The sequence below is a fragment of the Nocardia sp. NPDC050713 genome (assembly GCF_040654315.1).
Classification (GTDB): domain Bacteria; phylum Actinomycetota; class Actinomycetes; order Mycobacteriales; family Mycobacteriaceae; genus Nocardia.
In genome coordinates, this window is record NZ_JBFAHS010000019.1 from 78,047 (window position 1) to 98,830 (window position 20,784).

The 20,784-nt window shown below is 70.1% G+C and carries 17 protein-coding genes; 3 read left to right on the forward strand and 14 right to left on the reverse strand.

Annotated elements, in window-relative coordinates; all coding sequences use genetic code 11:
* Positions 1–5: 5 nt before the first annotated feature.
* From AB0H49_RS29185 to infC, 12 genes are all read right to left on the reverse strand, one after another.
* A complete protein-coding gene (locus AB0H49_RS29185) occupies positions 6–2,627 on the reverse strand; it encodes a nitrate- and nitrite sensing domain-containing protein (protein WP_357256017.1) in 2,622 nt (873 codons plus the stop codon).
* 488 nt (positions 2,628–3,115) lie between these two features.
* Positions 3,116–4,144: a hypothetical protein gene (locus AB0H49_RS29190; RefSeq protein WP_355004048.1), complete on the reverse strand. Its 1,029-nt coding sequence runs from the start codon at positions 4,142–4,144 to the stop codon at positions 3,116–3,118.
* Positions 4,145–4,195: 51 nt separating this feature from the next.
* Positions 4,196–4,702 carry a hypothetical protein gene (locus tag AB0H49_RS29195; protein WP_357256019.1) on the reverse strand — a complete coding sequence of 169 codons (507 nt, stop codon included), beginning with the start codon at positions 4,700–4,702 and terminating at the stop codon, positions 4,196–4,198.
* A gap of 40 nt (positions 4,703–4,742) precedes the next feature.
* On the reverse strand, positions 4,743–5,510 hold the full coding sequence (locus AB0H49_RS29200) for an alpha/beta hydrolase (RefSeq protein ID WP_357256021.1): 768 nt from the start codon (positions 5,508–5,510) through the stop codon (positions 4,743–4,745).
* A gap of 172 nt (positions 5,511–5,682) precedes the next feature.
* Complete coding sequence (locus tag AB0H49_RS29205) at positions 5,683–5,973, reverse strand: DUF427 domain-containing protein (RefSeq protein ID WP_355004051.1); 291 nt, start codon at positions 5,971–5,973, stop codon at positions 5,683–5,685.
* Between the two features lie 128 nt (positions 5,974–6,101).
* Positions 6,102–8,606, reverse strand: coding sequence for a phenylalanine--tRNA ligase subunit beta (gene pheT, locus AB0H49_RS29210; protein WP_357256024.1), 2,505 nt, complete (start codon positions 8,604–8,606; stop codon positions 6,102–6,104).
* A 49-nt stretch (positions 8,607–8,655) separates the two neighbouring features.
* Positions 8,656–9,732 (reverse strand): phenylalanine--tRNA ligase subunit alpha, encoded by a 1,077-nt coding sequence (gene pheS / locus AB0H49_RS29215; RefSeq protein ID WP_067793129.1) that lies wholly within the window; start codon positions 9,730–9,732, stop codon positions 8,656–8,658.
* Positions 9,733–9,989: 257 nt separating this feature from the next.
* Positions 9,990–10,517, reverse strand: a complete 528-nt coding sequence (locus AB0H49_RS29220) for a hypothetical protein (RefSeq protein WP_355004053.1) — start codon at positions 10,515–10,517, stop codon at positions 9,990–9,992.
* A gap of 55 nt (positions 10,518–10,572) precedes the next feature.
* The gene (locus AB0H49_RS29225) at positions 10,573–11,397 is read right to left on the reverse strand and encodes an RNA methyltransferase (RefSeq protein WP_357256026.1); all 825 of its coding nucleotides are present in this window, start codon (positions 11,395–11,397) and stop codon (positions 10,573–10,575) included.
* Positions 11,398–11,411: 14 nt separating this feature from the next.
* A complete protein-coding gene (rplT, locus tag AB0H49_RS29230; RefSeq protein ID WP_039797323.1) occupies positions 11,412–11,792 on the reverse strand; it encodes a 50S ribosomal protein L20 in 381 nt (126 codons plus the stop codon).
* 98 nt (positions 11,793–11,890) lie between these two features.
* Positions 11,891–12,085: a 50S ribosomal protein L35 gene (gene rpmI / locus AB0H49_RS29235; protein WP_040706116.1), complete on the reverse strand. Its 195-nt coding sequence runs from the start codon at positions 12,083–12,085 to the stop codon at positions 11,891–11,893.
* Positions 12,086–12,159: 74 nt separating this feature from the next.
* Complete coding sequence (infC, locus tag AB0H49_RS29240) at positions 12,160–12,813, reverse strand: translation initiation factor IF-3 (protein ID WP_084501921.1); 654 nt, start codon at positions 12,811–12,813, stop codon at positions 12,160–12,162.
* Positions 12,814–13,155: 342 nt separating this feature from the next.
* Here infC and AB0H49_RS29245 point away from each other — a divergent pair, with 342 nt between their 5' ends.
* The 3 genes from AB0H49_RS29245 (at position 13,156) to AB0H49_RS29255 (ending at position 14,798) form a co-directional block, all read left to right on the forward strand.
* Complete coding sequence (locus AB0H49_RS29245) at positions 13,156–13,668, forward strand: DinB family protein (RefSeq protein WP_357256028.1); 513 nt, start codon at positions 13,156–13,158, stop codon at positions 13,666–13,668.
* 4 nt (positions 13,669–13,672) lie between these two features.
* Positions 13,673–14,011, forward strand: a complete 339-nt coding sequence (locus AB0H49_RS29250) for a DUF1844 domain-containing protein (protein ID WP_355004056.1) — start codon at positions 13,673–13,675, stop codon at positions 14,009–14,011.
* 67 nt (positions 14,012–14,078) lie between these two features.
* A complete protein-coding gene (locus AB0H49_RS29255; protein WP_357256030.1) occupies positions 14,079–14,798 on the forward strand; it encodes an alpha/beta hydrolase in 720 nt (239 codons plus the stop codon).
* A 610-nt stretch (positions 14,799–15,408) separates the two neighbouring features.
* Here AB0H49_RS29255 and uvrA read toward each other — a convergent pair.
* Together uvrA and AB0H49_RS29265 are read right to left on the reverse strand one after the other, a co-directional pair.
* Positions 15,409–18,465 (reverse strand): excinuclease ABC subunit UvrA, encoded by a 3,057-nt coding sequence (gene uvrA, locus AB0H49_RS29260; RefSeq protein WP_355004058.1) that lies wholly within the window; start codon positions 18,463–18,465, stop codon positions 15,409–15,411.
* Positions 18,466–18,593: 128 nt separating this feature from the next.
* Positions 18,594–20,678, reverse strand: coding sequence for a glycogen debranching N-terminal domain-containing protein (locus AB0H49_RS29265; RefSeq protein WP_357256032.1), 2,085 nt, complete (start codon positions 20,676–20,678; stop codon positions 18,594–18,596).
* Positions 20,679–20,784: the final 106 nt, after the last annotated feature.

A 20,784-nucleotide genomic window follows, 5' to 3' on the forward strand; every position in this document is an offset into this window, starting at 1 on the left:
GGTGGTCATTGCTCTACGGTGGTCTGGGCCAGATTTGCTGTGCGCGTGGCGTTGTCGGCCGGGTTCGCGGCGGGAACGCCGCGCTGATGTCCGGTGCGGAACGCCGACAACATGCCGCGCACCTCGTCCGGCGATCGCTCGACGGCCGGTGCGGCGGGCGGGCGGGGCGCGGACGGGCGCTGCGCCGCGATCGTTTCGGCGGAGCGAGTGCGCTTGGTGCGCTTGACGAGTCCGTTGCGGGTGCGCTGCACCGCGGGTGGCGCATCGCCGGGGGCGGCGCGGAACCACGGGGATTCGCCGACGTCGGCGGCGTGCGTGGACCTGGCAGCAGTACCGGATTCTCGGCCGTTCCTCGGGGACGTGCCGCGGGCATGGTGATCGCCACTCGACCCCGACTCACCTGCCACGGCTGCGGCGTGACGTGCGTGCGACCCGAGGGACGGACCCGAACGGAACTCGCCTGCCGCGTCGATGGTTTCGATCGACGCCAGCGGTGTGTGCGATGCGGGTGTCGCAGCTCGGCGTCCGTCGTCGGTCCCGCCGACGCCGTGCACGCGGAATTCCAGTGTCGTACGCGACGACTCGGTGGGTGCGCCGGACGCGGCCTGTCGCGGGCCGGAAGCCGGATGAACACCCGATGCCGCGTGCGCGTCGGCCGAACCGGATTTGCCTGTGGCGCTGTCGGATTCGACAGTAAGCCCGATCGCATCCCGTTCCGGTCGAGAAGCACTGTCCCGTGCGAACGCCGCGCCGTCGCGGCTGCCGCTGTCCGGCGTCGCGTGCTTATTCCGCTGTCCGCCGAGAAGTTCCGTGGGCAACAGCAGCCGGGCCACGATGCCACTGACGGGCGCGACCGTCAGTTCGACGTCGATGCCGAGCCTTCGGGCCAGCCTGCCCACCACGTAGTGGCCGAGGTAGCGCGTCGGGGCGACCAGGAAGTCGCGGTCGCCGCGCAGGCGGGCATTGGCCTCGGCCAGCTGGTCGGGGGGCAGGCCGACGCCGTGGTCGACGACCGCGAGCAGGTAGCCGCCGGGCAGTTTCCTGCCGTAGATCTCGACCTCCAGATCCGGTGGGGAGAAGGCGAGTCCGTTCTCGATCAGCTCGGCGAGCATGTGTGCCAGCTCGCTGACGATCGAGCCCGTGATGGAGACGTCGTCGATGCGGCGCAGCACGACCCGGCGGTAGTCGTCGACCTCGGACAAGCCCGCGCGGATCACGTCGGTGAGCGCGATCGGTTCGGCCCAGCGCCGCGGGCTGCTCTCGCCGACCAGCACCAGCAGGCTCTCGGCGTTGCGGCGCATGCGGGTGGCGAGATGATCGAGTTCGAACAGATTCGACAGCGCCTTCGGATCGAGCTCCTCGCGCTCGAATTCGCTGATCAACCCGAGCTGACGGCGCACCAGATTCTGGTTGCGGCGGGCCAGGTTCGCCATCGACTCCGTGCTGTTGCGGCGCAGCAGCGCCTGTTCCGAGGAGAGGTCGTAGGCGGTGGCCTGCACCCGGTCCAAAGCGGCGGCGACGGCGGCGATCTCGGCCGCGGCGCCGGGCGGCGTCCGCACCGGCTGCGGACGCGGCGGCTGGGTGTCCCCACCGGCGTGCCAGGCGGCGATCACCTCGGGCAGCCGCCGCCCCGCCACGTCGTCGGCCTCGGCGGCGAGCGCGGCCAGCGGACGGACGATGGCGCGCACGCCCGCCACCACCAGGGCGATCTCGATCGCGATCGCGAGCAGCGCGGCGATGAGGAACCCCGCCAAGGTCAGCGCCGCTCCCTGACGCAGGTCGTTCGCGCGCTGCCGCACCCCGTCGCCGACCGCTTGCTGCACGGCGCGCTGCTCATCGATGACGGCCGTCATCTGCGCCCACCAGCCGCTCGGATCCACCGGCCGGACCAACGGGCCCGCACTGGAATCAATGGCGACGCGCTCGGATTCGGCCGCCCGCCTCGCGTCCTCGCCGCGCATCGCGGTGTCGAGCAGATCCCGCTGCGCGACGGTGGCGTCGCGCGCGAATGCCGCGAGCCCTGCCGATTTGGCGGCCCGGATATCGAGGAACTGGACGTATTCGCCGGGCTCGAAACCGTCTGCGGCGAACACCCCGTTGAGGAAGCCGCGCTCGCGCGCCGTCTGCTCCTTCGCCTCGCCGAGCGAGTACAGCGCGAGCAGACCGTGCCGCACCTCGGCGTCGCGCGCCTGGTCGAGGCCGAGTCGCGGACGGTTCAGCGCGTCGATGGCGTCGGTGTAGAACTGGAACGCGGCCGCCCGGCCGATCCGGCCCGCGTCGACCTGGGCGCGGACCGCGGGCAACCCGGCGAGCTGGCCGACCGCAGCCCGGATCTCGCCGGAACCCGCTGCCGCGCCGGATAATTCGACTTCGAGCGCGCGCAGCGCGCGGTCGGTCGCCGCGCGCTGGTCCGTTACCGCCTGCCGCAGCCGGACGTCACCGCCGAGCAGGCCATTGCTCAGACCGCGCTCACGCTGCGCCTCGTGCAGCAGGTCCTGCACCACCAAGGTGAGCGAGACCGCGGCCACCGTGTCGCCGCTGCGCTGGTACGACTGGATCTCCCTGGCGAGGGTGACGCCGAGCAGCGCCAGCACCAGGGTCAGTGAGACGGCCAGAATTCTCGCCAATCGGCCCCGAATGGTGCGTGGCCGAACTATTCTTCCGACACCGGCCGGTTCCGGAGTGGCGGCCGAAGCCGTCACCGCGCCGCTTGCCTGCGGCCTCGAACGCACACGCACCACCCCGCTCCTCGCGAACTGCGACCGCGACGGTTCGAGATCGAACCCGCGGAATCAGGAGCAAGCTGTCACAGGCCGCAGGCGGTGTCAACGCGAAAATCGGGCAAATCGGACATGAGCAGTCATTCTAAACACGCTGGTAATCCAGTATTTTCGCGGTTTCGATCCGCTCACACCGCGCCGCACGCGACGGTGACCGGGGCGCGGGTGAAGCGCACCACATCAGCGGCTTCGAATGTCATACCGACAGCGTCGAATACCGAGCCATCGCCTTCGAATACCCGCGACGGCACCTTCGAAACCGCGCGGGCGTCATCGAAAACCGCACCAACGCTGTCGAACACCGATTCAGCGGCTCAAAACACGTCGCCGAGTCCTCAGCCGCGCGCGTCGGCCAGAATCCCCAACACCGCGTCCGAGGTGTAGAACGGTGCGAGCCGCTCGCGAATCAACTTGGCCAGCACGCCGTTTCGCTTCGCGCCCTCGATCACCGCCGGACCGTAGCGCAGGATCTCGGTGGCGATGTCGTCGCCGGAAAGGCCCAGCTCCGGCAGCATGGCGGCGAGCGTGTAGTCGCCGTACTTGGCGTAGAACACCTCGACGCACTCCGCGACGAGCAGGCCGAAGTACTCCTTCTCGCGGGTGGTCACGGCGACCTCGTAGCAGAGCAGCACGAGCTCGTTGAGATCCTTCTGGGTCAGGTACTCGCGCAAGCCGCTGACCGGCTCGTCGGCGTGGAGATCCCAGAACTCCATGGCGGCCGAGTGCACGGGTGCGTCGCGCAGCATCTCGCGGATCGCGTTGTTGGTGCGCTTCAGCGCGAACATCGCGCCCTTGCCCGCGAGATCACCGACGAATGTGCCGTCGGCGGCCTTCTTGGCGCGGTTGGCGGCCGACTGCCCCAGCGACATCAGCGAGGAGACGCCCGGGATCTTCTCGGCGCGCTCCCGGTTGGCCTGCATGAAGTCGTTGATCAGCTTGTCGACGAACTTCGAGGCCACGGTGGCGACCAGCGGGCTCTCGGTGAGCCGGTCCAGGATGCGCTCCTGGGCTTGGTGCATGCCGAGGATCTTCTCCAGCAAGGCCTCGACCGGTTCCCGCTCGACCACCTCGCCGAGGGTGTAATCGTGGTTGGCGGCGATGTTGTCGTAGATCGAGTCCGCGAACACCCCGACCATGTCGGCCAGCACGGGACTGCCGCCGATCAGGTCGACGACCGTCGCGACCGTCTGCTTCGCCTGGTCGAGCTCTACGACTTCTCGGAACAGGAGCGTGTCGGCGACACCGAGCACCGCCTCGACATCGCGGGCGACGACCTCGGCGAAACGGTCGCCGGTCACCTCGGCAAGCAGGAAATCCACCTGGGCATCCAGCAGCCGTTCGGCGATCTCACGCGGCTCGCTCATCGAAAATTCCACCCATTCGTTCTCGGTCCGGCACGGTCGGACCAGCGCGGGTCAGCCCGCGTCGTTGTCGCGCAGCGATTTCCGTATCTGGTCCAGACGTTCCCGCGCGGCCTTCTCGCGCGCGGCGAATCGTTCGTCGGCGCTGCGGCCCGCCGGGGTCTGCCGGTCGAGCTCACCCATCCCCTGCGCAGTGCCGAAGCGCTGCTCGACCTTATCGCGAACCGACTCGAAAGTAGGCACCCCGGACGGCGAATATCCGCCGGTCTCGGATGGTGCGGTGATACCGGTCGGTTGAACCGGTACCGCCGGTACCGGGAAACCGCCTCCGACCTGCCCGGATGCCGAGGCGTCCGCGACGCCGCCATGCACGGAAGCGTCGGACGTGGCAGGACTCACATCGGATCCGGAGCCCGCATCAGTCGCTCCGATCAGCTCGTCCAGCGCCGCGCGCACGGCCCAGAACGTCGAGCGCCCCTCCACCGCGGCGCGCAAGGTCGCCGCCAGTTCCGCGTCCGGCAGGGCGGTGAGCCGCGCGAGGATTTCTCTCGTATCACTCATAACGCCAGGCTACGCACCGGAACAGACCACCCGCCCCGTTCTAATCGGCGAGGATCTCCGTCGCCCAGGCACGCAAGGTGGCGGGCCATTCGGCGCCGAGCAGCGCGATGAGATCGTTGTGCCCGCCGCCCGGCACCACCAGGAGCCGCTTCGGTTCGGGCGCGGCGGCGTACAACCGCTCGGCATTGCGCAGCGGTAGCAGTTCGTCTTGGTCGCCGTGCATGATCAGCACCGGCGCGGTGAGCCCGGCGATCCGCCGCAGGTTCGGATAGGCGTCGGGGATCAACGGGCGGGGCAGGAACGGGTAGATCGACCCGGCCGCGTCGCGGATGCCGGTGAAGGTCGACATCAGCACCAACCCGGCGGGCGGGTGCGCCTCGGACAGCTCGAGCAGCACACCACCGCCCAGCGACTTGCCCAGGTACAGCACCCGATTCGGGTCCACCTCCGGCCGGGCGAGCAGCGCGGTGCGCGCCGCACGCGCGTCGAGGTAGGTGCCGTGCTCGCTGGGTCGTCCGGTGCTGCGGCCGTAGCCGCGGTAATCGAAGGCGAGCACGTCGAAGCCCGCGGCGACCAGCAGCGCGAAGATCGCGACCCGGTCGCCGAGATTGCCCGCGTTGCCGTGCGCGAAGAGGACGTGCCCGATCGGCCGCGGCGCGGGCAGCCACCAGGCGTGCAGGGTCTCGCCGTCGTCGGTCCTCAGCGACAGGTCGGTGTAGTCGAGGCCGACCGCGGCGGGCGTCTGGAGGACCTGCCGCTCCGGCAGGTAGGTCAGCGCGTTGAGGATCCGAGCCGCGGGGTGTCGCATGCAGACGTTCTTACCCCGCCGAGCCTTGGTGAGTCGTCCCGGCCCGCCCGACGGCGAAGCGACCGTCCTGCGTCCGTATCGGTCTTCGGATGTGCGGGACTACGGCGGCGACAGCCCGCGCCCCGGCTGGCCACGGTGTCGCTGATACTTCGCGCGGACTCGGCGGCCGGGGTCAGTCGACGACCACGTCGACGCCGCGCCAGAACGCCACCCGGTCGCGCACCATCTCGGCGTCCGGCTTGGGTGCCGGATAGAACCAGGCGGCGTCGGGGTTGCGCTCGCCGTCGACGGTCACCGTGTAGTAGGACGCGGTGCCCTTCCACGGGCAGATCGTGTGATGCTCGCTGGGCTCGAAGTATTCGCGGCGCACGGCGTCCGCGGGGAAGTAGTGATTGCCCTCCACCACCACGGTGTCGTCGCTCTCGGCGAGCACCGTCTCGCGCCATACCGCTCGTACGGTCATCGGAACTCCCGATCGTCGGAGGAAAGTTGCCACTCGCCACGCTACTACCGGATGGGAGACCGCCGCCGCTCGGAAACGACGAGACCCGTACGGCTTTGTGGCCGTACGGGTCTCGCTACGGACCATGCCTACCCGCGCAGGACCGCGCCCACCGCTTCGGCGGCCGACGCGACCGCGGCGTCGCGGGCGGCGCTCGCCTCGTCCTCGGTCAGCGTGCGATCCGCGGCGCGGAAGCGCAGGGCGTAGGTGAGGGACTTGCGACCCTCGCCCGCTTGCGCGCCCTCGTACACGTCGAACAGGGCGATGTCCTCCAGCAGCTCGCCGCCGCCGGTGCGCAGCGCGGCCTCGACCGAGCCCGCGGGCACCGACTTCTCGACGCTCACCGACACGTCCTGCAGCACCGCCGGGAACGGCGACACCACCGGAACCGGACGGGACTCGCGCAGCGGCAGCGCGTCCAGGTTCAGCTCGAGCGCGCAGGTCCGCGGCGGCAGGCCGGAGCGTTCCAGCACGGCCGGGTGCAGCTCACCGGCGTGGCCGACGACCTCGCCGTCCACCACCAGCTCAGCGCAGCGGCCGGGATGCCAGGGCAGGTGCGCGCCCGCGCGACGCTCGATGGTCACGCCCGCCGCGTCCGCGATGGCGTCGGCCAGAGCGAACGCGTCGGCGGCCTCGGCTTGCCGTCCCGGACCCCACGGTCCGCGCGGCTCGCGGCGGCCGGTCAGCACGGCGCCGACGTGCACCGGCTGGGCGGGCAGCGAGTCGATCAGCTCGGCGATCTGCTCGTCGGTCGGACGACGATCCACCGCGAGCGCCTCGACGGCCCTGGTGTTCGGACCCGGCAGCACCACCTGCGCGATGCCGTAGATCGTCAGGTCGCGGGCGCCGCGGGAGATATTGCGCGCGGCGACCTCGAACAGACCGGGCAGCAGCGTGGTGGCCAGTTCGGCGCGCTCCACGTCGAGCGGGTTGAGCACCCGGGTGGTGGTGCGGCGCGGGTCGTCGGCGTCCAGGCCCCAGGTGTCGAACACGCCCGAGGGCAGGAACATCGGCGGCGGCACCTCGACGCCACCGGCGAAGGCCAGCGCCCGGCTGACCGCGCGGCGACGGCGCTGCGCGGCGGTGAGTCCGCGCCCGGCCGGGGCGGTCGGCAGCACCGACGGGATCTGCTCCAGACCCTCGAGCCGGAGCACCTCTTCCACCAGGTCGGCGGGCTGGGCCAGGTCGGGCCGCCAGCTCGGCGGGGTCACCACGAGCTGACCGTGCCCGGTCTCCTCGTTCACCGACACCTCGACGGTGCAGCCGATCTGGGCGAGGCGGCGCGCGGACGTGCCGGTCGGGTAGGTGACGCCCGCGACGCGGTCGGCCAGGTCGATGTCGATGCGGATCGGCTCCGCGGGCGGCGTCGGGACTCGCACGTCGGTGAGCGCCGACTCGATGGTGCCGCCCGCGATCTCGGCGAGCAGCGTGGCGGCCCGGTCCAGCGCGACGACGTTGATCTCCGGGTCGACCACGCGCTCGTAGCGCTTGCCCGCCTCGGACACCAGCTTGTGCCTGCGCGCGGTGCGGTAGACGAGCAGCGGGTTCCAGGTGGCCGCTTCGAGCACCACGTCGGTGGTCTGCGGACCGACCTCGGTGCTCGCGCCGCCCATGACGCCGGCCAGCGAGACCACACCGGAATCGTCGGCGATCACCACGTCCTCGGCGTCGAGCACGCGCTCCACCTCGTCGAGGGTGCGCAGCGACTCGCCCTTGTGCGCAGTGCGGACCACCAGGCCGCCGGTGAGCTCGGCGGCGTCGAACGCGTGCAGCGGCTGCCCCAGCTCGAGCATGACGTAGTTGGTCACGTCGACCGCGGGGGAGATCGGGCGCACGCCCGACAGCAGCAGCCGTCGCTGCAGCCACCACGGGCTGACCGCATTCGGGTCGATGCCGGTGACCCGGCGCACCGCGAACCGGGTGCACTTCGAGGACGGCTCCAGCTTCACCGGCCAGGCGTCGGCCTCGTCGTCGGGCAGCGTGCGCACCGCCGGGTCGGCGTACTCGAGATCGAAGCCGCAGGCCAGCTCGCGAGCCAGGCCGCGCGCCGAGAAGCAGTAGCCGCGGTCGGGGGTGATGTTCAGCTCGATGACGGTGTCGTTCAGGCCGAGCAGCTCGTTGGCGTCCGTGCCCGGCTCGGCGGTGCCCGGCTCGAGCACCAGGATGCCGGAGTGGTCCTTGCCGATGCCCAGCTCGGCGACCGAGCAGATCATGCCGTGGGAGACGTGGCCGTAGGTCTTGCGCGAGGCGATCTTGAAGCCACCGGGCAGCTCGCCGCCGGGCAGGACCACCACGACGAGATCACCGACGGCGAAATTCCGTGCGCCGCAGACGATCTCTTGTAGCTCGGGGTTACCGACGTCGACCTTGCAGAAGCGGATCGGCTTCTTGAACTCGGTCAGCTCGGTGATCTCGGCGACACGGCCGACGACCAGCGGCTTGTCGATGTCACCGGTCACCCGCTGGAGCTTGTCGACCTCTTCGACTTCCAGACCCACGCGGACGAACCCGGCATCCAGCTCCTCCGGCGTCACCGACCACTCGGGCGTGGTGCGCTGGATGATCTCGGTCAGCCAGGACTGCGCTACTCGCACTTGAGGTTTCGCTCTCTCGATCGAAGGGAGTTCGGGAATCGGGCCGGTTCTACGACCGGATGCCGAAGGGCAGGGTGAACCGCACGTCGCCCTCGACGATGTCGCGCATGTCCGGGATGCCGTTGCGGAACTGCAGGGTGCGCTCCAGGCCCATGCCGAACGCGAACCCGCTGTACACCTCGGGATCGATCCCGCTGGCGATCAGCACCTTCGGGTTCACCATGCCGCAGCCGCCCCACTCGACCCAGCCCGCGCCACCCTTCTTGTCCGGGAACCAGACGTCCACCTCGGCGGACGGCTCGGTGAACGGGAAGTAGTTCGGGCGCATCCTCGTGCGCGTCTCCGGCCCGAACAGGGCGCGGGCGAACGCGTCCAGGGTGCCCCGCAGATGCGCCATGGTCAGGCCCTTGTCCACCGCGAGGCCTTCGACCTGGGAGAACACCGGCGTGTGGGTGGCGTCCAGCTCGTCGGTGCGGAAGGTACGGCCCGGGCACACCACGTAGATCGGCAGGTCGCGCTCGAGCATCGAACGCACCTGCACCGGGGAGGTGTGGGTGCGCAGCACCTGGCGCGAACCCTCCGGCGCGATATGGAAGGTGTCCTGCATGGTGCGAGCAGGGTGGTCGGGCAGGAAGTTGAGCGCGTCGAAGTTGAAGTGCTCGGTCTCCACCTCGGGACCCTCGGCGACCTCCCAGCCCATCGCGACGAACACGTCGGCGATCTGCTCGGAGATGACCGTGATCGGATGGCGGGCACCGTCCGGGAGACGGCGGGCGGGCAGGGTGACGTCGATGGTCTCGGCCACCAGCACGGCCGCGTCGCGCTCGGCGAGCAGCACCGCGCGGCGCGACTCGAACGCCTCGGAAACCCGCGCCCGCGCCACGTTCACCCGCTTGCCCGCGTCGGCCTTCTCCGACTTGGGCAGACCGCCGAGCGCGCGCTGCGCGAGGGCGAGCGGCGCCTTGCCGCCGAGATGCTCGGTCTTGGCCACCGCGAGAGCGTCCAGGTCGGCGGCCGCGGCGAACGCCTTCTCGGCCTCGGCCGCCGCCGCGGCCAGCGCCTCCTCGGTCAGCGCGGTGACTTGCCCCTCGGCGTTCTGCTCAACTCCCGTGTTGTCGTCGGCCACGATCGTTCGTCTCTCCCCTGGGGATCGGTTCGCGGGTCCGGCTTATTGCCTACCCACATTGCTGCTGGTGGAATCCTATTGGATCGGCTGTGCCCGAATCACGCGGATTACCCGCTACCGGCCCGGCGACTGTGCTAGAGCCGCCGATCGGATCCGTGGCAGCGGGCATCCGCGCAGGTATCCGCCTCGCTCGGCGCGAGCGATGGCAGTGGAGACGTGATCGCCCGTCTCCTCGCCTCGGCCTGCTATCCGACCGGTCACCAGAGCGGTTCGTACACCGCCTCGCCGTCCAGATCGGGGGCGACCGGCAGGAAGTCCGGAACCGTCCGCGCGGCGCTGGCCCGCATCTTGGCGACCGCCTCTTCGACGCCGGGCGCGGCGATGCCGAGCCGGTCGAGCAATTCCGCGCGCACCTCGAGGAACTCCGGCCGGTCGACGGCGAACTCCTCCTCCAGCTCGGCCACCGGACGGCCCGCGCCGAGATCGCGCCAGTACGGGTAGGTCGCGATCAGGGTGACCGCCTCGACCAGATCGGCGGCGAGCAGGACCGCGCCGCCCTCGGAGTCGGCGTACAGCACCGGGCGCTCCGTGCCCGGCGCGCCACACAGGAAGAACGTGCCGCCCGCACCGTCACCGGCGATCGGCGTGAGCGGCGTTCCGTTCGGCAGCCGCAGGTCCTCGACAGGCTGGCGGCGCCTGATATCGAAATCGCTCGGCCAGGCCAGCAGCCCGGCCAGTTCGGGATCGCCCTCGATCCGGCGCAGCAGTTCGTCCCCGGCGCTCATGATCGAACCCTAGAACGCCTCGGCGTGTCGCACACGAGAACCGCCGAAGGCGCGCCTACCGGTAGCGGACTCGGGAATTCGCGTACAGGCAGATGGCGGCGGCGGTCGCGAGGTTGAGGCTCTCGGCGCGGCCGCGGATGGGGATGCGGATCCGGTGGTCGGCGCGGGCGGTGACGGCGGGCGCGAGGCCGTGCGCCTCGTTGCCGAACAGCCAGGCGACGCGGCCGGTGAACAGTTCGTCGGCGTCGTCGAGGTCGACCTCGCCGTCGGCGGCGGTGGCCAGGATCGTGATCCCGGCGGCGGTCAGGGCGTCCAGCGTTTCGGCGACATCACGGTGCCGGGCGATCGGGACGTGGAACAGACTGCCCGCGCTGGCGCGCACGCACTTGCCGTTGTGCGGGTCGACGGCGTCACCGGCCAGCACGACCGCGTCGGCGCCGACCGAATCCACCACCCGGATGAGCGTGCCCGCGTTGCCCGGCTCGGCGATCTCGACCGGCACCGCCAGCATGCGCGGCTCGGCGGCGAGCACCTCGTCGAGCCCGATGTCGACCAGATCGCACACGGCGACCAGGCCGGGCGCCGTCACGGTCTCCCCCAGATGCTCAGCCGCGCGCTCGCTCACCAACGTGGCCCGGACCCCGTCGGCGACCGCGCCCGCGATCAGCGCGTGGTCGCGTTCGGCCGCCGTCGGCGAATAGAACAGCTCACGCACCCGGCCGGTCTGCAGTGCCGCGGTGACCGAGTTCGCGCCCTCGGCGAGGAACAGCCCGGTCTTGCGGCGCTGTGGCGCGCGGTGCAGCTTGACAGCGGAAACGACCCGCGGATTGCGCTCGGAGAGCGCGTCCGCGGGTCGTTCCGAAAGGTGTCCCTTGGTCAACAGGGTCGGCCGGATCAGGCGGCCGGGGCGTTGACGTCCTGCGGGAGGGCGGCCTTGGCGACAGCGACCAGACCGGCGAAGGCCTCGGCGTCGGAGACGGCGAGCTCGGCCAGGATCTTGCGGTCCACCTCGACACCGGCGGCCTTCAGGCCCTGGATGAACCGGTTGTAGGTGATGTCGTTGATGCGCGCCGCGGCGTTGATGCGGGCGATCCACAGCTTGCGGAAGTCACCCTTGCGCGCCCGGCGGTCCCGGTAGGCGTAGGTGAGCGAGTGCAGCTGCTGTTCCTTGGCCTTGCGGTAAAGCCGCGAGCGCTGGCCCCGGTAGCCCTTGGAGGCCTCGAGGATGGAACGGCGCTTCTTCTGAGCGTTGACGGCCCTCTTGACGCGTGCCACTGGTCAGTCCTTGATCGAATAGGGGGCGCGTGCGGCGCCCGGGAGGTTGGTCAGGGGTGGCGTCCGGAATCTCCGGTCGCGGTGCTGCCCGAAGGGGATCAGATACCCAGCAGCTTCTTCACGCGACGGACGTCGGCAGCCGCGACGACCTCCGTGCCGTCCAGACGACGAGTCCGGCGGGTGGGCTTGTGCTCGAACAGGTGGCGACGGTTCGCCTGCTGGCGCAGCAGCTTGCCTTTACCGGACACCTTGAATCGCTTCGAGGCGCCGCTGTGGCTCTTCATCTTCGGCATGGATTCCTCTATCTGGTCGTCCCGGCGGTCGTCACCCGACCGCCGGTGTCTGTTCGTATAACTGCGGGCGTGGCCTACTCGGCCTGCTCCGCGGCCGGGGTCTCACCGGCGGGCGCGGCGCTCGCGGCAGGCCGTCCGGCCGATTCCTGCTGCGCCTTCACGCGGGTCTTCGCTCCCTTGTGGGGTGCGAGGACCATGGTCATGTTCCGGCCGTCCTGCTTGGCCGAGGTCTCCACGAAACCCAGGTCCGCGACGTCGGAGGCCAGCCGCTGCAGCAACCGGAACCCGAGTTCGGGCCGGGACTGCTCGCGACCCCGGAACATGATCGTCACCTTGACCTTGGACCCGGCTTCGAGGAAGCGAACGACATTGCGCTTCTTGGTCTCGTAGTCGTGGTCGTCGATCTTGGGCCGGAGCTTCTGCTCCTTGATCACGGTCTGCTGCTGGTTCTTCCGAGACTCCCGCGCCTTCTGCGCCGTCTCGTACTTGAACTTGCCGTAGTCCATGATCTTGCAAACCGGCGGACGGGCATCCGGAGCCACCTCGACCAGGTCGAGATCGGCCTCGAGGGCGACGCGTAGCGCATCTTCAACACGCACGATCCCAACCTGCTCGCCGCCAGGTCCGATGAGTCGAACCTCGGGAACGCGGATGCGATCGTTGATGCGGGTCTCAGTGCTGATGGGGCCTCCTAGGTCAAGCGGTGTCGTCAGACGACCGCAGGCAATAACTGCAACCCCTTGTTCAACACAAAAGCCCCGGTGCGGTATTTCACCGCAACGGGGCCCGAGTCGACCGATCACCGATGCCAGGCATCGACTCTTGCGCGCGAGAAGGCTCTCCGCGCAAGAAACCCACCACTTCGGGCGGGTGACCGGACCGTTTGACCTATACGATCGCTCGTCGGCAACGGTGGGAGTCGGGCTCCACTTATCAGCCCCGGGTCGTGCGGCACCTGGCAACACGGTTCGGGGCGGTCGTCAGCGGAAAGTCTAGCATTGCCGTCCGCTATCGCCGAATCGGCTCGAAAACACGTTGCGCGGCCCCAGCGGCGGTGCCACGCTCCCCCGGTGCCCGTCTCCTTCACCGACTTGCTGCGCTGGCAGTTCGACCTGACTTGGTCGCTGGCGAGCTACCACTTGGACGCCCTGACACCCGATGACTTGCGGTGGGAACCCGGCCCGCTCGTCTGGACCGTACACCGCGGCGCGGACGGCAATTGGCGACCGGACTGGGCCGATACCGAACCCGACCCGATCCCCGTGCCCACCATCGCCTGGCTCACCTGGCACATCGACTGGTGGTGGAGCACCGCGCTGGCCCACCTCGAGGGCCGCGTCCCGCCGCCGCGCGAGCAGGTGTACTGGGCGGGCGACGCGGCGCGGGCGCGGCTCGACGAACTCCGCGCCGCATGGTCCGCGGCGCTGGACGCCGCGGATCCGAACGCGCCCGCCGCGTATCCGTGGCCCGCCGACGCCGGGCTCACTGTGACGCACCTCGCTGCCTGGGTGAACGCCGAGCTGATGAAGAACGTCGCGGAGCTCGGCCAGCTCCGACTGCTCCGGGCGGCCTCGCTAGCCTGAGGGCATGACTGACGACCTCGACTCCGTGCGCGAATTGGCCGACATCCCCGCCGTCGAGGTGATCAGCCGCGCCGCCGTGATGCTGATGAGTTCGGCCGCGGAGAAGCTCGGACTCGCCGATCCGGACCCGGAAAGCAGTCCGCACCGCGATCTGGACGAGGCCCGCCGCGTCATCACGGCGCTCGCCGGCCTGGTCACCGCCTCGGTCGAATACCTCGGGCCGCACGCCGGACCGATCCGCGAGGGCCTGCAGTCCCTGCAGCGGGCATTCCGCGAGGCCTCCGCCCACCCGGACGAGCCGGGCAAGGGCCCGGGCGAGAAGTACACCGGCCCGGTCTACTGAGCCGGTTTCCCGTCCCGTCCGCCGCGACCGCCCACGCGGGCGGCGGTCGATGCGGCATGCTGGCAGCATGGCGACACCGATCTTGCTCGTTCCCGGATTCTGGCTCGGCGCGTGGGCGTGGGACGAGGTGGCCGAAGACCTGCGCGGGCGCGGTTTCGACGTGCGGGCGCTGACGCTGCCCGGGCTCGACCCCGACGACGACGACCGGCTCGCGGCCACCATCGAGGAGCAGGCGGGGGCCATCCTGGCGGCCATCGACCCCGCGGATTCCGCTGTGCTGGTGTCGCATTCGGGCGGCGCCGCGCCGGGTTACCTGGCCACCGATGTCGCGCCGGAGCGTTTTCAGCACGCGGTGTACGTCGACTGCGCGCCGGTGCCGGACGGTTTCGTGCTCAACGATTCGCTCGGCGCGGCGCGCGAGTTCCCGCTACCGAGCTGGGAGCAGTTGGCGGAAGAGGGTGACAGCCTCGTCGGGCTGAACCCGGAGCAACTAGCGCGCTTCCGGGAGCGCGCGGTGTCGGAACCGGCGAGCATCGCGGGCGCGCCACTGCGGCTGAGCGATTCGCCCGCGCGCCTCGCCGTGCCGACGACGGTGGTGTGCACCAGCATCACCGCGGAGCTGGTGCGGCAGCTGAGCACGAGCGGCGAGGCGCCGGTGTTCAGCGAGATCGCGCGATTCGACGCGACGCTGATCGACCTGCCGACCGGACACTGGCCCATGTGGTCGAAGCCGATGGAGCTGGCGCAGATCATCGCCACGGCCGCGTCGGAGTCGGCGAAGAACTGAGGGCCGCGCGGCCGAGACGGGGCGGGCCGACACGACCGGCCCCGCCCGGCGCGTTCACTGCCCCGGCGTGACCGAGATCGACGAGCCGGTGGCGATCATGTTGGCGAGGGCCTGGAGAAGGCTGGTCAGACCGGCGCTTCCGCTGTCCATGGGGATTCCTTTCGCTGTGCGGCGCGCTCAGGCGCCCGGGTTGTAGTTGATGGACGATCCACTGCTCAGGAACGTGAGGATCTGCGCGACGAGCGCGGCGATGTCGACGCCTTCCATGGGCGTATTCCTTTCTCTCCCACCGGTTCTCGGGCGCGCAAGCGCCACGAATCGGTGCACTCACCGTGACTGTCCCGGACGGGCCCGGACACGGTGAGCCGATCTTACACACGACTGTTTCACTTTTTCCGGCGTTTTCGGGACCCAATGCGCGGGCACTCCCGCGCGCGCATCGGGTGCGCCGCCCCGACGTTCGAACCACCCGTGCGCGACGCCCGGCCTGCTGGCCCGACCCGGTCGAACTACCCACCGTCGACCAACTCGCCGAAAACGACGAGTGGCCGCGTCCTGGAGACGCGGCCACTCGATCGACGCAGCTTTGTCGATCAGCTCTGTTGTTCGATCAACGCAGCGCGGCGGCCTTCCTTGCCAGCCGCTTCGCCGCCGCGGTCTCCGACGGCGCCTTCTTGGCCGCCGCCTTCTCGGCCGGAGCCTTCGCCGCCTTGGTCGGCTTCGAAGCCGTCGGCTCCGCCGGAACCGCCTTGGCCGCCGCCTTCTTCACGGCCTTCTTCGCCGGGGCACGCTTGGCCGGAGCCGTCGCGGCGGGCTGAGCGAGCACCTCCTTGAGGAACTGGCCCGTGTAGCTGTTCGGCACGTCCGCGACGTCCTCCGGAACGCCCTCGGCCACCACGGTGCCGCCGCCGGAGCCGCCCTCGGGACCCATGTCGACCACCCAGTCGGAGGTCTTGATGACATCCAGGTTGTGCTCGATGACGATGACGGTGTTGCCCTTGTCGACCAGACCGTTGATGACGGCGAGCAGCTTGCGGATGTCCTCGAAGTGCAGACCGGTGGTCGGCTCGTCGAGGATGTAGACGGTGCGGCCGGTGGAACGCTTCTGCAACTCCGCCGCCAGCTTCACGCGCTGCGCCTCGCCGCCGGACAGCGTCGGCGCGCTCTGGCCGAGGCGCACGTAGCCGAGGCCGACGTCCACCAGGGTCTTGAGGTAGCGGTGGATCGAGGTGACGGGCTCGAAGAACTCGGCGGCCTCCTCGATGGACATGTCCAGCACCTCGGCGATGGTCTTGCCCTTGTAGTGCACCTCGAGGGTTTCCCGGTTGTAGCGCGCGCCGTGGCAGACCTCGCACGGCACGTACACGTCCGGCAGGAAGTTCATCTCGATCTTCAGCGTGCCGTCGCCGGAGCACGCCTCGCAGCGGCCGCCCTTGACGTTGAACGAGAACCGGCCGGGCTGGTAGCCGCGCACCTTCGCCTCGGTGGTCGCCGCGAACAGCGTCCTGATCTTGTCGAACACGCCGGTGTAGGTGGCCGGGTTGGAGCGCGGCGTCCGGCCGATCGGGGACTGATCGACCTGCACCAGCTTGTCCAGGTGATCCAGGCCGTTGACCCTGGTGTGCCTGCCCGGCACCTGGCGGGCGCCGTTGAGCTTGTTCGCCAGCACGGTGGCCAGGATGTCGTTGACCAGCGTCGACTTGCCCGAGCCCGAGACGCCGGTCACCGAGGTGAGCACGCCGAGCGGGAAGGAGACGTCGATGCCCTTCAGGTTGTGCTCGGTGGCGCCGACCACGGTGAGCTTGCGCTTCTTGTCCACCGGTCGGCGCACCATCGGCACCTCGATGCGCTCGCGGCCCGAAAGGTACGCGCCGGTCAGCGAATTCGGGTCGGTGAGCAGTTCCTGGTACGGGCCGCTGTGCACCACTCGGCCGCCGTGCTCGCCCGCCAGCGGGCCGATGTCGACCACCCAGTCCGAGGCGCGGATGGTGTCTTCGTCGTGCTCGACCACGATCAGCGTGTTGCCGAGATTCTTGAGCCGCGTGAGGGTTTCGATGAGTCGCCGGTTGTCGCGCTGGTGCAGGCCGATGGACGGCTCGTCCAGCACGTACAGCACGCCGACCAGGCCGGAGCCGATCTGGGTGGCCAGCCGGATGCGCTGCGCCTCACCGCCGGACAGGGTCGCGGCGGCACGGGACAGCGTCAGGTACTCCAGGCCGACGTCGAGCAAGAAGCCCAGGCGCGCCTGAACCTCCTTGAGCACCTGCCCGGCGATCGCGGCCTCGCGCTCCCCCAGCGTCAGCGAGTTGAGGAACTTCGAGCAGTCGCCGATCGACAGGTCGCTGACGTCGGCGATGGACTTGCGCTCCTCGGCCGCGGCGATGGTGACGGCCAGGATCTCCGGGCGCAGCCGCGCGCCGTTGCAGACGGGGCACGGGATATCGCGCATGTACCCCTCGTAGTGCTCCTTCATCTGCTCGGAGTCGGTGTTCTCCATGCGCCGCTGGAGGAACGGCATGACGCCCTCGAAGTCGGCGTAGTAGGAGCGCTTGCGTCCGTAGCGGTTGGTGTAGGAGACGTGCACCTGGTCGGCGCTGCCCTCGAGCACGGCCTTGCGCGCCTTGACCGGCAGCTCCCGCCACGGGGTGTCCATGGAGAAGCCGATGGCCTCGGCGAGGCCCGACAGCAGCCGGGTGAAGTACTCCGCGGTCTGCCCGCGCGACCACGGCGCGATGGCGCCCGCGGCGAGGCTGAGCTCGGGATCGGGAACCACCAGGTCCGGGTCGACCTCCTTGCGGATGCCGAGGCCGGTGCAGTCCGGGCAGGCGCCGTAGGGCGAGTTGAACGAGAACGACCTCGGCTCGAGATCCTCGATGTCGAGCGGGTGGCCGTTGGGGCAGGCGAGACGCTCGGAGAAGCGGCGCTCCCGGTCGTGGGCGTGCTCGTCGCGGTCGACGAAGTCCAGCACCACGATGCCGTCGGCAAGGCGCAGCGCGGTCTCGATGGAATCGGTCAGACGCTGCTTGGAGGTCGGCTTGACGGTGAGCCGGTCCACGACGACCTCGACGTCGTGCTTCTCCTGCTTCTTCAGCTTCGGCGGATCGGTGAGCGGATACACCACGCCGTCGACCCGCACCCGGGAGTAGCCCTGGGTGTTGAGCTGGTCGAACAGGTCGACGAACTCGCCCTTGCGTGTCCGCACCACCGGCGCGAGCACCTGGAACTTGGTGCCCTCCTCCATGGCGAGCACCTGGTCGACGATCTGCTGCGGGGTCTGCTTGGCGATCAGCTCGCCGCAGACCGGGCAGTGCGGAGTGCCCGCCCGCGCGTAGAGCAGACGCAGGTAGTCGTAGACCTCGGTGATGGTGCCCACGGTCGAGCGCGGGTTGCGGTTGGTGGACTTCTGATCGATGGACACCGCGGGCGACAGACCCTCGATGAAGTCGACATCGGGCTTGTCCATCTGCCCGAGGAACTGCCTGGCGTAGGCCGACAGCGATTCGACGTACCGGCGCTGGCCCTCGGCGAAGATGGTGTCGAAGGCGAGGCTGGACTTGCCGGAGCCGGACAATCCGGTGAACACGATCAGGCTGTCGCGGGGCAGATCGAGGTCGACCCCCTTCAGGTTGTGCTCCCGGGCTCCGCGCACGGTGAGGCGTTCCGCCACCAGGTGTGTCCCTTCTCGATCGTGTGTTGACGTGCAGACATACCCCCGTTGGCCACTCTAGGCCGGGGCACCGACAAGTTTCGTCCGAGCGGCCGCCGAGCTGCTCGGACACCGCACGCGCAGGGCCGTCAGCCTGCCCGTCGCGTGCCCTCCGACCGCCCGATGACCTGCCATCCGTGCGCGTCCACCGTGACGGTCAACACCTCCGGCCCGATCCGCAGCCCGCTGATCCGCAGTGGCAGATACCGCTCGGGCACGGCGGGCGCCACCTCCGCCGCGCCCGCACCCGGCTCCAGCCGGACCAGGCTGCGCAGGAACAGCAGCGGCGCGGCCGCGGCCCAGGCCTGCGGCGAGCACGAGGTCGGGTACGGCACCGGCGCGTCGAACTCGGCGCGGTCGAAACCGCAGAACAGTTCGGGCAGCCGGTAGCCGAACCGGACCGAGGCGTCGAGCACCGCGTCGATCACCCGGGTGGCGTGCTCGGTGAGTCCGTAGCGCATCAGCCCGGCCGCGCAGACCGCGTTGTCGTGCGGCCACACCGATCCGTTGTGGTAACTGACGGGGTTGTAGGCGCCCATGTCGCTGGACAGGGTTCGGATGCCCCAGCCGGTGAACATGTCGGGGGCGAGCAACCGGTCCGCGACCAGCGCCGCCTTGTCCTCGTCCACGATACCGGTCCACAGGCAGTGGCCGATGTTCGAGGTCAGCGCGTCGATCGGCCGTTTGTCCCGGTCCAGTCCGACGGCGTACCAGCCGCGTTCGGGCAGCCAGAACTTCGCGTTGAACTCGGCCTTGAGCCGGGCGGCCGCGGCGCGCAGCCGGGCGGCGGTGTCTCGGTCGCCGAGGTCGGCGGCCAGCTCGGCCCTCGCCAGGTACGCCGCGTAGACATAGCCCTGTACCTCCGCGAGCGCGATGGGCGGTTCGGGCAGCGTTCCGTCGGCGAAGTTGATCCCGTCCCAGGAGTCCTTCCAGCCCTGGTTGTCCAGACCGTGGTCGGCTTCCCGCCGGTATTCGACGAAACCGTCCCCGTCGGCGTCGCCGTAGCGCTGGATCCACTCGATGGCGCGGTCGGCGTGCGGCAGCAGTTCGTCGCGGGTGGCGGCGTCGAGTCCCCAGCGGTGCAGCTCGCCGAGCACCATGACGAAAAGCGGTGTGGCGTCGACTGTTCCGTAGTACACCCGGTCCCCGCCGAGCAGTTTCGTCGCGGCCCGGCCGAAGCGGATCTCGTGCGGGATACGGCCGGGTTGTTCCTCGGTCGCAGTGTGCTCGCGGACGCCCTGGAGACCGGCCAGGCTCTGCAAGGTGCCGATGGCCAGCCTGCGATCCACCGGCAGCACCATCCACGAGGTGAGCAGCGAGTCCCGTCCGAACAACGCCATGAACCACGGCGCGCCCGCCGCGACCACCGCGCGCTCGGGACTGGCGGGATCGAAGATGCGCAGGGCGCCGAGATCGGCGACGGCGCGGCGCAGCACGGCGGCCAGCGTCGGGTCGCCGGTCCGCACCCGCGGCGAGTTCTCGTACCAGGCGCGCAGCCGCCGGGCGGGCGCGCTGTGCGCGATCGAGCTGCCGCACATGTGCCGGGGCGTGACCGCTGCCGAGCCGAGCAACGGCTGATACTGGACGCACGTCGACCAGGACCCGCGCGCGGGCAGCCGGACCGACCAGCGCAGCCGTCTGCCGTCGAACGTCGCGTCCACTGCCCGAACCGCCACCGCGACGCCGAGCGCGGGCGCCGCGATTTCGAGACCGCCGTCGTCCACCCGGTCCTCGGTGTCGGGGCCCGCGCCGACGCGACCTTCCTTGACCTCGAACAGATCCGCGAAATCGGCGTCCACCTCGAGCGCGATCGCGCAGTCGATGGGCTCGCCGGAGAGGTTGCGCACGGTGAGGTCCTCGCGCATGCCGTCGCCGACGTGCCGTCCGACGATCACCAGCGCGGTGCTGTCGGCGCGGCCCGGCGGCGGCGCGGTGCGCGCGAGCAGCGTGGCGCTGTAGGGGTCGGCGTACTGCACGCTCAACGGTTGCGGCGCTTGGCCGTCCACGGTCAAGCGCCAGCGCGAGAGCACCCTGGTGTCGCGGACGAACAGGCCCTGCGCCCGGCGCGGCTCGATACCGCCGCCGGATTCGCTGAGGCAGAACGTGGATCCCTCGACGAGCGTGACCGCGCCCGCCGTCCCGTGTTGCGCGGGTCCGCTGCCCCACGGGTCCATGACGTCACCCGTCCTTGCGCCGGGGATCGGCCGGAGCGCTCGGGGCGTTCCGCGGTGTCGCTGAATCGGTCATCGTTCGACAACTTCCACGCGTGCGGTCCAGAAA

Bases quoted from the DNA above. Each gene is read 5' to 3' on its own strand.
- AB0H49_RS29190 (WP_355004048.1), bottom strand. From the start codon at position 4,144: ATGAGCGAGCCGCGTGAGATCGCCGAACGGCTGCTGGATGCCCAGGTG.
- AB0H49_RS29195 (WP_357256019.1), bottom strand. From the start codon at position 4,702: ATGAGTGATACGAGAGAAATCCTCGCGCGGCTCACCGCCCTGCCGGAC.
- AB0H49_RS29200 (WP_357256021.1), bottom strand. From the start codon at position 5,510: ATGCGACACCCCGCGGCTCGGATCCTCAACGCGCTGACCTACCTGCCG.
- AB0H49_RS29205 (WP_355004051.1), bottom strand. From the start codon at position 5,973: ATGACCGTACGAGCGGTATGGCGCGAGACGGTGCTCGCCGAGAGCGAC.
- AB0H49_RS29220 (WP_355004053.1), bottom strand. From the start codon at position 10,517: ATGAGCGCCGGGGACGAACTGCTGCGCCGGATCGAGGGCGATCCCGAA.
- rpmI (WP_040706116.1), bottom strand. From the start codon at position 12,085: ATGCCGAAGATGAAGAGCCACAGCGGCGCCTCGAAGCGATTCAAGGTG.
- AB0H49_RS29250 (WP_355004056.1), top strand. From the start codon at position 13,673: ATGACTGACGACCTCGACTCCGTGCGCGAATTGGCCGACATCCCCGCC.
- AB0H49_RS29255 (WP_357256030.1), top strand. From the start codon at position 14,079: ATGGCGACACCGATCTTGCTCGTTCCCGGATTCTGGCTCGGCGCGTGG.
- AB0H49_RS29265 (WP_357256032.1), bottom strand. From the start codon at position 20,678: ATGGACCCGTGGGGCAGCGGACCCGCGCAACACGGGACGGCGGGCGCG.